A 12696-nucleotide genomic window follows, 5' to 3' on the forward strand; every position below is an offset into this window, starting at 1 on the left:
GTCGGGCGGACGTTCCCTGTCAGCAGGGTGTCGTACGCTTGTTCGAACAGGTGTTCGAACGCCCGAGTCGACCGTGAGGAGAGGGATGATGTCCGCCCAGACCGTCTCCGTCGACCGTGCAGACCGTGCCGCCCGGGCGCGGGAGGCCCTGCGTCGCGCGGAGGAGCACACCGGTGCGCGGACGCTGAGCATCGTGACGACGGTACCGGCGGTGGGTGGGCAGCCCATCCCCACCCCGGTGACTGCCCCGGCATCCCCGTCCACCGGGGCAGCGGCAGGGCCGGAGGTCGGGCTGACCAGCACGGAACGTCCGGCGCTGCCCGTCCCCGCCCAGCTCCGCCCGCTCGTTCCCGAAGGACTGCGGCGGGGGAGCGCCGCCGTGGTCACCGGGTCCACCTCCTTGCTGCTCGCGATGCTCGCCGAGGTCACCCATGACGGCGGGTGGGCCGCCGTCGTGGGCGCACCCGCCGTCGGGCTCGTGGCCGCGGCCCAGATGGGCGTGGTCCTCGAGCGCCTCGTCCTCGTGCCTCGGCCCGGGGTGGAGTCGGCCGTCGTCGTCGCCGCGCTCCTCGACGGTATGGACGTCGTGGTCGTGGGACCAGACGCCGTCCTGCTCGACACCGACCGACGTCGGCTGACGTCCCGTGCCCGGGAGCGTGCGGGTGTCATCCTCGCGACGACACCCTGGCAGGGCGCGCACATGGTGCTGACCACAGAGCACAGCCAGTGGTCCGGCCTCGGCCTGGGATCAGGCCGGCTCCGCAGCCGACAGCTGACCGTCAGCCGGTCGGGGCGGGGCACGGGCGCCGCGCGACGGCTCGACGTCTGCTTCCCGGTCGGCGACGCGGTCGTCGTACCACCCCAGCACGCTCCCGCTCCTGCGGTGGGTCGCGCGCCCGGCCTGGCGAGGGTCGGATGAGCACGCAGGAGGTGACGACCACCCCGGGCGCGCCGCACACCCCGGACACCGCGTATCGCACAGCGGTCGTGTGGGTCCCCGACTGGCCCGTGCTGGCCGCGATGCGGACCGGTGGGGTCCCCGCCGACCGCCCCACCGCGGTGCACGACGGGCGTCGGACCACCGCCGTCTCCGCCACCGCCCGAGCCCAGGGGGTGCGCCGCGGGATGCGGCTGCGCACCGCCCAGGAGTGCTGCCCCGCCCTGGAGCTGCTCCCGGCCGACGACGGACGCGACGCCCGCGAGTTCGAGCCCGTCGCCCTCGCTGTCGAGACCCTCGTCGCCGGGCTCGAGATCGCCCGGCCGGGACTCGTGCTGCTCCCTGCGACCGGGGCCAGCCGGTACCACGGCTCCGAGGAGGCGCTCGCCGGACGCCTCGTCGAGACCGTCGGGCGGGCCGCCGGCTACGAGAGCCAGGTCGGTGTGGCCGACGGCATCCTCGCGGCGGTCCTCGCCGCGCGCACATCCCGGATCCTGCCCCCGGGTGCGTCCGTCGACTACCTGGCCGACCACCCGCTCGGGTCGCTCCTGCACGCCGCGACCACCCCCGCCGCCGTCCGGGAAATCCACGACCTCGTGGACCTCTGGACCCGGCTGGGGCTACGGACCCTCGGTGACCTCGCTGCGCTCGCCGAGGCAGACGTCCACACCCGGTTCGGTCACGTCGGACGCTGGGCGCACCGCCTCGCCCGGGGAGCGGACCTGCGTCCACCTGCCAGGCGCCGGACCGAACCCGACATCGAGGTCGTCAGCGTGCTCGACCCGCCGGCCGAGCGCGTCGACATCGCTGCGTTCGCCGCACGCTCGCTCGCGGAAGAGATCTACGCACTCATCCTCGAGCGCTCCGTCACCTGCGGGCGCATCCGCATCACGGCACGCACCGAGTCCGGGGTGGACCTCGTCCGCACCTGGCGCACCGACGACGGCGCGCTCGGTGGCCTCTCCGCAGGGCGCATCACCGACCGCGTCCGTTGGCAGCTCGAGGGCTGGCTCAACGGAGCCGGAAGCCGCGCCGGGGACGACCCCGAGCCCTCACCCCTCGTGCGGCTGGGCATCGTCGCCGAGGAGGTGGCGCCCGCCGGGTCCCAGCAGGGCCGGCTGTGGGGCGCCGCCAGCGGGCACGACCTGCGGGCCCGCCGCGTCACCGAACGCGTCCAGGGGATCCTCGGCGGCGACGGCGTCCTCTCCGCGACCCTCCAGGGCGGACGAGGTCTCACCGACCGTGTCCACCTCGTGCCCTGGGGGGACGCCGACCCCGCCGTGCGTCCGGCCGAACCACCGTGGCCGGGTCGGCTCCCCGAGCCCGCACCCGCGACCGTCCTCCCCGAGCCCACCCCTGTGCACGTCGTCGACGCCGCCGGGCACCTCGTCGGCGTCAACGTCCGGCTCTCCATGAGCGCAGACCCCGTCGCCGTCGTCACCGCCGACGGTCCCCGCCGGATCGACGCGTGGGCCGGCCCCTGGCCCCTCGCCGAACGATGGTGGACCGGCGACCCCCGACGCCGCGTCTACCTCCAGGCCGTGCTCGACGACGGCACCGCCCTCCTGCTTGCCTGCACCGGTGGGCGCTGGACCTGCGAGGCGCTCTATGACTGAGCGCACCTCGGGCCCCCACCCCGCGTATGCCGAGCTGCACGCGCACTCCGCATTCAGCTTCCTCGACGGCGCGAGCCACCCCGAGGAGATGGCTGCCGAGGCCGTCCGGCTCGGCCTGTCCGCCCTGGCCATCACCGACCACGACGGCCTCTACGGCGTCGTGCGGTTCGCCGAGGTCGCCCGGGAGCTGGGGCTGCCGACCATCTTCGGGGCGGAGCTCCACCTGCCCCGGACCGACGGCGCGCTCGACGCGCCCACCGGTGTGCCCGACCCCCGTGCCCACCACCTCCTCGTGCTCGCCCGAGGACCCCAGGGGTACCGCAACCTCTCGAGCGCGATCGCCACCGCCCACCTCGCGACCGGCCGCAAGGGAGCCGCGCAGTACTCCCTCGAGCAGCTCGGCGAGCAGGCAGCGGGGGAGTGGCTCGTCCTCACCGGCTGCCGCAAGGGAGCCGTCCGGCACGCGCTGGGGCCCGGTCCTCGGTGGGACCCCGCAGCCGCACGCAGAGAGCTCGACCAGCTCGTCGCGCTCTTCGGTCGCGACAACGTCGCCGTCGAGATCACCGACACCGGCGACCCTTACGACGGCGAGCGCAACACCCATCTCGTCGAGCTCGCCCACACCGCCGGCGACCTGCACGTCGTCGCCACGACGGCAGCCCACTACGCCCACCCGCGCAGCGCCGAGCTCGCCGCGACGCTCGCGGCGGTCCGCGCCCGGTCGTCCCTCGCCGACATGGACGGATGGTTGCCCGGTGCCCCGACCGCCCACCTGCGCTCACCGCAGGAGATGCTCGTGCGGCACCGCCAGCACCCGCAGGCCGTCGCCACCGCGGCCGCCCTCGGTGCGGAGTGCGCGTTCGACCTCAAGCTCGTCGCGCCGAACCTCCCGCCCTACCCCGTCCCGGAGGGACACACGGAGGCAACCTGGTTGCGGGAGCTCGTCCGTCGTGGAGCTGCGGATCGTTACGGCACCCGGGACGCGGAACGGGTCCCGGGCGCGTACGCACAGATCGACCACGAGCTGCGGGTCATCGAGGAGCTGAACTTCCCCGGCTACTTCCTCATCGTCTACGACCTCGTCGAGTTCTGCCGCGTCAACAAGATCCTCGCCCAGGGCCGTGGCTCGGCCGCCAACTCCGCCGTCTGCTACGCCCTGGGCATCACCGCCGTCGACGCCGTGCACCACGGGCTGCTCTTCGAACGGTTCCTCGCCCCCGAGCGCGACGGCCCCCCCGACATCGACGTCGACATCGAGTCCCGACGTCGGGAAGAAGTCATCCAGTACGTCTTCGAGCGCTTCGGGCGCACCCACGCCGCGCAAGTCGCCAACGTCATCTCCTACCGGCCACGCTCCGCGGTCCGCGACGCCGCCCGTGCCCTCGGGTACGACGTCGGGCAGCAGGACGCCTGGAGCAAGCGCATCGAACGGTGGGGATCCTTGCGTGCACCCCAACCGATGCCGCCCGCAGACGCACCTGCCGCAGGGTCGGCCGTCGCGTCGACCCCACCGGTCCCGCAGACCGCGAGGGAGGACCGCAGCCTCGCCCGCGAGGGGATGTGGCGGCAGCCCTCTGCGGAGAGCTCCGGTGATCTCGACGACATCCCCGACCAGGTCGTCGACCTTGCCGAGCAGATGCTGCGCCTCCCACGCCACCTGGGTATCCACTCCGGCGGGATGGTCATGTGCGACCGGCCCGTCATCGAGGTGTGCCCCGTGGAGTGGGCCCGGATGCCGGGGCGCACCGTGCTGCAGTGGGACAAGGAGGACTGTGCCGACGCGGGGCTCGTGAAGTTCGACCTGCTGGGCCTCGGCATGCTCACCGCCCTGCGCATCGGGTTCGACCTCGTCCGTGAGCACGAGGGTGTCGAGCTCACGCTCCACGGGCTGCCGCAGGACGACCCCGCCGTCTACGACCTGCTGTGCGCGGCTGACACGGTCGGGGTGTTCCAGGTCGAGTCCCGGGCACAGATGTCCACCCTCCCGCGCCTGCAGCCCCGCTGCTTCTACGACATCGTCATCGAGGTGGCACTCATCCGCCCGGGACCCATCCAGGGTGGTTCCGTGCACCCCTACATCAACCGTGCACGCGGCCGGGAGGCCGTGACCTACCTGCACCCGCTGCTCAAGAAGTCGTTGTCCAAGACGCTCGGCGTGCCGCTGTTCCAGGAGCAGCTCATGCAGATGGCCATCGACGTCGCCGGGTTCACCCCCGCGGAGGCCGACCAGCTGCGCCGGGCCATGGGGTCCAAGCGTTCTGCCGAGCGCATGGAGGCACTCCACGCCCGCCTGCTCGCCGGCATGGCCGGCAACGGGATCACCGCCGCCGTCGGCGAGCAGATCTTCGACAAGCTCAAGGCGTTCGCCGACTTCGGCTTCCCCGAGTCCCACGCCTACTCCTTCGCGCTGCTCGTCTACGCCAGCTCGTGGCTCAAGGTGCACCACCCGGCGGCGTTCTACGCCGGGCTCCTCGCCGCCCAACCCATGGGGTTCTACTCGCCGCAGTCACTCGTCGCCGACGCGCGCCGCCGGAACGTCACCGTGCTGCGCCCCGACGTCCTCACCTCCGACGTCCGGGCCGTCGTGGAGTGGGTGCCGGACGAGTGGGTGCCAGACGAGTGGGTGCCCGACGAGGCCCCACCACCACCGGGCCACCCCCTTCCAGGTCGACGGGCGGGGCAGCAGCTGGCGGTCCGGCTCGGGCTCGAGTCGATCCGCGGGATCAGCGAGGACGTGGCGCAGGCGCTCGTCGACGAGCGGTCCGCCGGGGGTCCGTTCCTCGACCTGCGCGACCTCGCCCGACGCACGCGGCTCACCACTGTGCAGCTCGAGGCGCTGGCCACCGCAGGTGCCCTCGAGTGCCTCGGCGTCGAGCGCCGCGAAGCGTTGTGGGCGGCAGGTGCCCTCTCGCAGGAGCGCCCGGACACCCTGCCGGGAGTCTCGGTCGGCGTCGACGCGCCCACGCTGCCCGGGATGAGCGACATCGAGACGTCCGTCGCCGACGCCTGGGCCACGGGAGTCACCGTCGACTCCTTCCCCACCCAGTACGTGCGCCCGACCCTCGCGCGAGCAGGGGTGCTCCTCGTGTCGCAGGCCTTCACTCACGAGCACGGCAGGAGGGTCGCGGTCGCCGGCATCGTCACCCACCGACAACGTCCCGGTACCGCACGAGGGGTGACGTTCCTGTCCATCGAGGACGAGACCGGGCTGCTCAACGTGGTCTGCTCGCCCGGTCTGTGGCAGCGGTTCCGCCGCACCGCCCGCACCTCCGCGGCCCTCGTCGTGCGTGGCCGCATCGAACGGTCCGACGGGGCCACGAACCTCGTCGCGGAGCACCTGTCAGCGTTATCACTGCAGGTCACGTCATCTTCACGAGACTTTCGCTGACGTGCGCGTTTCGGCTCACCCAAACCCCGCCAATATGACTAGTCTGAACTGATGCCTTCGATCGGTCCCCTCGTCGCCTACCCGTTGACCCCACGCGGGGACGACGGGCGGTTGCTGACCCGCTCGTTCGAGCAGCTCGTCGACGAGGCCATCGTCTCCGGCGCCAGCTCCATCGGCGTGCTCGGCAGCACAGGCGGTTTCGCCTACATGCCCCGCACCGCTCGCAAGCGCATCGCCCGCAGCGCCGTCGAGGTAGCAGACGGCCGCGTCCCCGTGCTCGTCGGAGTCGGCGCCCTGAGCACCGCGGAGGTCGTCGCGAACCTCGCCGAGGCGTCCGCGGCAGGCGCGAGCGGCGCACTCCTCCAGCCGATGGCCTACGAGCCGCTCCACCCGGAGGAGATCCTCGGGCTGTACCGGGACGCCGCCGCCGCATCCGACATCCCGCTGTGGGTGTACAACAATCCCGCCACCACCGGTCACCGCTTCTCCCTCGGAGAGCTCGCGAGGCTCGGCCGTCTGGCCGGCGTGGCCGGCTTCAAGGACCGCGGTGTCAATGCCACCGACATCAAGGACCGCATGGCCAAGGTCGCCGCCGACCTGCCCCAGCGCACCGCCAAGCGGCTCGACTGGGGTTTCAGCGGCGACGCCCTCGGCGCCCAGATCCTGCTCTCAGGCGCATCCTCCTGGCACTCCACCCTCGCTGGCGTCCTGCCGGACATCTGCGTGGCGATCGCCCGCGCAGCAGCCGCCGGAGACACGACCCAGGCCCGGGCACTGCAACGTCAGCTGACGCCGCTGACGGTCATCGTCCGTCAGTACGGCGGCATCCGCACCGCGCACACCATCGCCGACGTCCGTGGCCTCGACGTCGGCGTCCTGCCCAAGCCGCTGCTCCCGCTCCCGCGCAGCGCGCGCGCCCTCGTCGAGATGGCACTGTCCGGGATCGAGCTGCCGAAGCCACCGGCCCCCCGGCGCCCCCGCGACGTCGTGCCGACCACGCCCGACGAGACCGTCGACGCGACAGCCAAGGAATCCTCGGGGCGTCCGGGCCGGCACGCCGGCTGACCGCGGCGGTGTTCTAGGGTCGGGGGATGCACAGCCTCGATCTCGTCTCCACCTGGCCCGTCCACCACGCCTCCGTCGCCGTCGTCAGCGCAAGCGGAGAGATCCTCGGGACGCACGGTGACCCCGACCGGGAGTACCGGCTCGCGTCCGTGACCAAGCTGCTCACGGCCTACGCCGTGCTCGTCGCCGTGGAGGAGGGGGCCGTCGAGCTCGACGACCCGGCCGGTCCCGAGGGATCGACCGTCCGCCACCTTCTCGCTCACACCGCGGGGTACGACTTCAGCGAGGACAAGGTCCGGGCGAAGCCGGGGGAGCGGCGCATCTACTCCAACCGCGGCATCGAGGTCCTCGCCGACCTCGTCGCGGAGCGCACCGGCATCGCCTTCGAGGCATATCTCACCGAAGGTGTCCTCGCGCCACTGGGCATGAACGCGACGTCGTGCCCGGGGTCGCCCGCCGCGGACGCGCGCTCCACGCTCGCCGACCTCAGCCTCTTCGCCGCCGAGCTGCAACGCCCCACGATCCTCCACCCCAGCACACTCACGGACGCGACGACCGTCGTGTTCCCGGGCCGGGTGGGGATCCTCCCCGGCTACGGACGCCAGGACCCCAACGACTGGGGCCTGGGGTTCGAGATCCGCGACGGCAAGACACCGCACTGGACCGGATCGCGGAGCTCACCCCGGACGTTCGGCCACTTCGGCCAGTCCGGGACCTTCCTCTGGGTGGACCCCGACGCCGGGCTCGCCTGCGTCGCCCTCACGGACCGCGACTTCGGTCCGTGGACCCAGGACCTGTGGCCCCAGCTCACGGACGCCATCCTCGAGGAGCGGGCCAGCGCCCCCGCGGTCGCCGACCAGCAGCCCTCCTCGTGACCCGTACCGGTGCGAGCCGTTAGTGTGCCAGGGTGACCACCGTACATATCGGACGCCGCCTCGTCGCAGTCGTCACCCTGTCGCTGCTCGCCCTCACGGGGTGCGGGACAGAGCCGGTCGTCCCCGAGGAGAGCCACGAGCGCGGCCCGACCCCGACCGCCGCCCTCCTCGAGGCCGAGACCGGCCCCTTCGAGGTGCTCGCCGCCGAGATCGCGCCGCAGGTCGACTTCGGCGGCGGCACCCTCTACTACCCGGCGGAGACCGACGAGACGTTCGGCGCGGTCGCCATCTCCCCGGGCTTCCGGTCCCCGGAGTCCGCCGTGGCATGGCTCGGGCCACGCATCGCCTCGCACGGGTTCGTCGTCGTGACCATCGAGACGCTCGCGCTCGATGACCAGCCTCCCGCCCGCGGCGAGCAGCTCCTCGCCGCCCTCGAGCACATCTCCGACGACGGACCCGCCGAGACCCTCGTCGACGACGACCGCCGTGCCGTCATGGGCCACTCCATGGGCGGGGGAGGAGCGCTCGAGGCAGCCGTGGCAGACCCGAGCCTGCAGGCGGCGATCCCGCTCGCCGGCTTCAGCTTCGACAAGACGTGGGGCGAGCTGACGACCCCGACGCTTCTCATCAGCGCCCAGAACGACCCGGTGGCGTCCTCCGAGGACTATTCGCTGCGGTTCTACGACAGCCTCGACGAGGAGACGGACAGCGTGTTCCTCGAGCTCGCGGGGGCCGACCACTCGACCCCCACCGTCCCGACGCCGGCGCTCGCGGCATATTCGATCGCCTGGCTCAAGCGCTACGTGGACAACGACACCCGGTACGAGCAGTTCCTCTGCCCGGGGCCGGTCGCTGACCCACGTGTCTCCGACTACCGGGCGGACTGCGAGGACTGATCGCGACGAGGACTGATCGCGACGAGGACTGATCGTGAGGCTGCGGGGAATCCTCGGACCAGGCATCCGCACCCAGCCGGGGACCCCGCCATGCGGGCAGCCCTCCGCCGGAGGCCGGACAACAGCACAGGCCCCGACTCAGCGTTTCCGCGAGTCGGGGCCTGTACTGTTCGCTGTCTCAACGAGTGTCCGGAGGGGGACTTGAACCCCCACGCCCGATAAAGGGCACTAGCACCTCAAGCTAGCGCGTCTGCCATTCCGCCACCCGGACAGGTGGACCTTCGAGGAGCGTTTCCGCCCTCTTGGGTGCGTCGGAAAATCTAGCACGGTTTCGGCCGGGGGCATGAATCGCCGCCTCGGACCTCAGGGCCGGGCACGGTCGACGCCATAGGTCGACGCGGCCAGAACGGTGCCAGACCTCCGCGAACCGGTCGCAACCGCTGGGCCGAGCGCCCTCGCGTGCAGCAGACTAGTGTTCGCGCAGGTGAACGAGGTGTGCCACATCACATCTCACGGAGACGGGAGTGCGGATGGCAGCGCAACGCGTGCGGACCGCCAGCGCGAGGCGGAACTCCGCGACGATCCGACCGCCCGCACCCGCGGCGCCCACGGACACCGTCCCCGGATGGCTGCAGGCAGCCGCCGGGTGGTCCTGGCGCCTCATCCTCGTCGTCGCGGCGATCTCCCTCGTCTTCTATGCCGCCGCCCAGCTCCACCTGCTGTTCGTCGCGGTCTTCATCGCGCTCGTCCTCACGGCCGTGCTGCGTCCCATCGTCGGGCTGTACGGCCGGATCATGCCCAGGAGCCTCGCCACCGCCCTGGCCATGCTCTCGGGGCTCGCTGTGGTCGGGGCCCTCGTCACGTATGTGGTCGCGTCGGTCGCCGGACAGTGGAAGTCGTTGTCCGAGGAGTTCGCCTCAGGGACCGACCAGATCATCAAGTTCCTCGAGGACGGCCCCCTGCCGTTCACCATCACGCTCGACGACGTCGAACGACTCGTCGCCGAGGGGCAGAAGTGGGTCCAGGACCACGCAGGGGTCATCGCCGACACCGCGTTCGAGCAGGCTGGCACCGTCGTCGAGGTGTTCGCCGTGCTCGCCCTGGCGATCTTCTGCACGGTGTTCTTCCTCGCCCGGGGCGAGCAGATGTGGACGTGGTTCCTCAACCAGCTCCCCGAGGGCGGTCGGGGCGTGTGGAAGGTCGTCGGGGGGGCCGGTTGGTACACGTTCTCCGGGTACACGCGCGGGACGCTCATCATCGCTGTCTCCGACGCGGCCTTCGCCGGGATCTTCCTGTCCATCATCGGCGTGCCGCTCGCCGCGCCTCTCGCGGTCCTCGTGCTCATGGGCGCGTTCATCCCGCTCGTCGGCGCGCCCATCGCGATGGTCATCGCGATGGTCGTCGCCCTCGCCGCGGACGGGATCGTCAAGGCCGCCGTCGTCGGGCTCGGCATCGCCCTCATCGGCCAGTTCGAGGGGCATGTGCTGCAGCCGCTCATCATGGGCAAGCAGGTGTCCCTGCACCCCGTCGTCGTCGCGCTCTGCGTCGCGGGCGGGACCCTCGTCGCGGGCATCTTCGGAGCCGTGATCGCCGTCCCGCTCGTCGCCGTGGCGTGGGCGATCTTCTCCCGTCTGCGACACATGGACCCACCGATGCCGGAGGACGACGAGGACGCCGACCTCGTCGGGGACAGCGACGACGACATCGCGCCGCCGTCCGACCTCCCGGTCGCCAAGGCCTGACAGCGCCCTGCGTCGGCCCGGCACAGGGTGGGGCTCGTAGGCCGTGCGCCGGGAGGTGGGGAGATCGACGTCCGGCTCGATCTCCCGTATGAATGGAGTCATGAGCACCCCCTTCGCGACCCCGTGGTCGCTCCCGTACGGCCTGCCCGACTTCGCCTCGATCCGCACCGAGCACTACCTGCCTGCCGCCCGCGAGGGCATGGCCGCCGAGCGTCGCGAGGTCGAGGCCATCGTGGCGAATCCCGAGCCGCCGACGGTCGAGAACACCCTCGAGGCCCTCGAGCGCTCCGGTGAGCTCCTCGACCGCGTGCTCACGGTGCTCAACACAGTCACAGGAGCGGACGCGACGACGGAGCTCGAGGACATCGAGGAGACGCTGGCCCCCGAGCTCTCGGCGCACCACGACGCGATCTTCATGGACGCGGGCCTCCACGCCCGCGTCCAGCGCCTCGCCGACGAGGCGGCTGCCGGCCACCTGACGCTCGACCCCGAGACGGCATGGTTGCTCGAGAACCTCCTCCGGGACTTCCGACGCTCCGGGATCGCCCTGCCGGCCGAGCAGCAGGAGCAGCTGCGTGCGCTCAACGCCCGCATGACGACCCTCGAGGCAGCGTTCGGACGCAGGCTGCTGGCGGGCGCGAACTCCGCGAGCGTCCTCGTCGAGGACGCCGCCGACCTCGAGGGCCTGGCAGACGACGTCGTGGCTGCCGCTCGGCAGGCTGCAGCCGACCGCGGGCACACCGAGGGGTACCTGCTCGAGATGCAGCTGCCCACGCAGCAGGCCGTGCTCGCGACCCTGCGCCGCCGCGAGGTCCGCGAGCGGGTCCACCGGGCGTCGACGACGCGGGGCGTGACCGGCGACGACACCGACACCCGGGAGATCGTCCTCGAGCTCGCCCGAGCACGCGCCGAGCACGCACGCCTCCTCGGGTACGACCACCACGCGGCCTACATCGCGGAGGACGGCACCGCTCGCACGACGGAGGCCGTCTCCGCGATGCTCAGCCGGCTCGCTCCCGCCGCGGCGGCGAATGCCCGGCGCGAGGCCCAGATCCTCCAGGACGCGCTCGCAGCCGACGTCGGGCCGCAGGCGCAGCTCGAGGCATGGGACTGGGCGTACTACGCGGAGCGGGTGCGCAAGGAGCGGTACGCGCTCGACGACACCCTCCTGCGTCCGTACCTCGAGCTCGACCGGGTCCTCACTCAGGGCGTCTTCGGCGCTGCGACGGCTCTCTACGGCATCACGTTCCGCCCGCGGGAGGACCTGCGGGCGTACCACCCCGATGTCCGGGTGTTCGAGGTCTTCGACGCCGACGGCACAGGTCTCGGGCTCTTCCTCCTCGACCCCTACACGCGTGAGTCCAAGCGTGGTGGGGCATGGATGAACACCTTGGCGGACCAGAGCGACCTGCTCGGTGGACGCCCGGTCGTCATGAACACGCTCAACATCGTCAAGCCGTCGGCGGGGGAGCCGACGCTGCTCGTGTTCGACGAGGTCATCACCCTCTTCCACGAGTTCGGCCACGCGCTGCACGCGCTGTTCTCCGCCGTCCGCTACCCGTCCCACTCGGGCACGGAGGTGCCCCGCGACTTCGTCGAGTACCCCTCGCAGGTCAACGAGATGTGGGCGTGGGACGAGAAGATCCTGCGGGCGTACGCCGTGCACCACGAGACGGGGGAACCCCTGCCCGAGGAGTGGGTGCGGACCATGGATGCGTCCCGTCTCTTCAACGAGGGCTTCGCGACGACGGAGTACCTCGCCGCTGCCGTCCTCGACCAGGCGTGGCACCAGCTCGCGCCCGAGGAGGTCCCGACGAGCGTCGAGGAGGTCGAGGCGTTCGAGGAGGCGGCTCTCGCTGCCGCCGGTCTGGACCTCGCGACGGTCCCGCCGCGGTACCGCACGACGTACTTCAACCACGTCTTCGGCGGCGGCTACTCGGCGGGCTACTACTCCTACATCTGGTCCGAGGTCCTCGACGCGGACACGGTCGGGTGGTTCGCCGAGCGCGGGGGTCTGCGCCGCGAGAACGGCGACGAGTTCCGCCGCACGCTCCTGGCACGGGGCGGCTCCATGGACCCGATGGTGGCCTTCGAGCAGCTGCGGGGCAGGGGACCCGACATCGAGCCCCTGCTCCGTCGTCGTGGGCTGGTGACCACGGCGGAACCGGTAGCCTGAC

8 protein-coding genes and 1 tRNA gene are annotated in these 12696 nt (G+C 72.0%); 8 read left to right on the plus strand and 1 reads right to left on the minus strand.

The genetic code is table 11. The annotated features are described in order from the left end of the window. Positions 1-88: 88 nt before the first annotated feature. The 6 genes from AC2AXK_RS05325 to AC2AXK_RS05350 are packed head-to-tail and all read left to right on the plus strand — an operon-like array spanning position 89 to position 8777. Positions 89-919, plus strand: a complete 831-nt coding sequence (locus AC2AXK_RS05325) for a hypothetical protein (protein ID WP_484344321.1) — start codon at positions 89-91, stop codon at positions 917-919. After that, positions 916-2553, plus strand: coding sequence for a DNA polymerase Y family protein (locus tag AC2AXK_RS05330; protein WP_484344322.1), 1638 nt, complete (start codon positions 916-918; stop codon positions 2551-2553). Before AC2AXK_RS05325 ends, AC2AXK_RS05330 begins: the two co-directional genes overlap by 4 nt. Further along, the gene (locus tag AC2AXK_RS05335; protein WP_484344323.1) at positions 2546-5941 is read left to right on the plus strand and encodes an error-prone DNA polymerase; all 3396 of its coding nucleotides are present in this window, start codon (positions 2546-2548) and stop codon (positions 5939-5941) included. Before AC2AXK_RS05330 ends, AC2AXK_RS05335 begins: the two co-directional genes overlap by 8 nt. A 51-nt stretch (positions 5942-5992) precedes the next feature. After that, positions 5993-7006: a dihydrodipicolinate synthase family protein gene (locus AC2AXK_RS05340; protein WP_484344324.1), complete on the plus strand. Its 1014-nt coding sequence runs from the start codon at positions 5993-5995 to the stop codon at positions 7004-7006. 26 nt (positions 7007-7032) lie between these two features. Further along, positions 7033-7881: a serine hydrolase domain-containing protein gene (locus AC2AXK_RS05345; RefSeq protein WP_484344325.1), complete on the plus strand. Its 849-nt coding sequence runs from the start codon at positions 7033-7035 to the stop codon at positions 7879-7881. Between the two features lie 32 nt (positions 7882-7913). Further along, entirely contained in the window at positions 7914-8777 is an 864-nt protein-coding gene (locus AC2AXK_RS05350; protein ID WP_484344326.1) for an alpha/beta hydrolase family protein, read from the plus strand. Between the two features lie 186 nt (positions 8778-8963). Here the strand turns inward: AC2AXK_RS05350 and AC2AXK_RS05355 are convergent. Beyond that, positions 8964-9048 (minus strand) — tRNA-Leu (locus AC2AXK_RS05355). A 259-nt stretch (positions 9049-9307) separates the two neighbouring features. On the opposite strand from AC2AXK_RS05355, the gene AC2AXK_RS05360 reads away from it, so the two are divergent. Both AC2AXK_RS05360 and AC2AXK_RS05365 read left to right on the plus strand, forming a co-directional pair. Beyond that, on the plus strand, positions 9308-10519 hold the full coding sequence (locus tag AC2AXK_RS05360; RefSeq protein ID WP_484344327.1) for an AI-2E family transporter: 1212 nt from the start codon (positions 9308-9310) through the stop codon (positions 10517-10519). A 100-nt stretch (positions 10520-10619) separates the two neighbouring features. After that, positions 10620-12695 carry a M3 family metallopeptidase gene (locus AC2AXK_RS05365; RefSeq protein WP_484344328.1) on the plus strand — a complete coding sequence of 692 codons (2076 nt, stop codon included), beginning with the start codon at positions 10620-10622 and terminating at the stop codon, positions 12693-12695. Position 12696: the final 1 nt, after the last annotated feature.

The sequence above is a fragment of the Sanguibacter sp. Z6_81 genome, from assembly GCF_057180625.1.

Coding starts and splice junctions, on each gene's coding strand:
- AC2AXK_RS05325 (WP_484344321.1), top strand. CDS start 89: ATGTCCGCCCAGACCGTCTCCGTCGACCGTGCAGACCGTGCCGCCCGG.
- AC2AXK_RS05330 (WP_484344322.1), top strand. CDS start 916: ATGAGCACGCAGGAGGTGACGACCACCCCGGGCGCGCCGCACACCCCG.
- AC2AXK_RS05335 (WP_484344323.1), top strand. CDS start 2,546: ATGACTGAGCGCACCTCGGGCCCCCACCCCGCGTATGCCGAGCTGCAC.
- AC2AXK_RS05340 (WP_484344324.1), top strand. CDS start 5,993: ATGCCTTCGATCGGTCCCCTCGTCGCCTACCCGTTGACCCCACGCGGG.
- AC2AXK_RS05345 (WP_484344325.1), top strand. CDS start 7,033: ATGCACAGCCTCGATCTCGTCTCCACCTGGCCCGTCCACCACGCCTCC.
- AC2AXK_RS05360 (WP_484344327.1), top strand. CDS start 9,308: ATGGCAGCGCAACGCGTGCGGACCGCCAGCGCGAGGCGGAACTCCGCG.
- AC2AXK_RS05365 (WP_484344328.1), top strand. CDS start 10,620: ATGAGCACCCCCTTCGCGACCCCGTGGTCGCTCCCGTACGGCCTGCCC.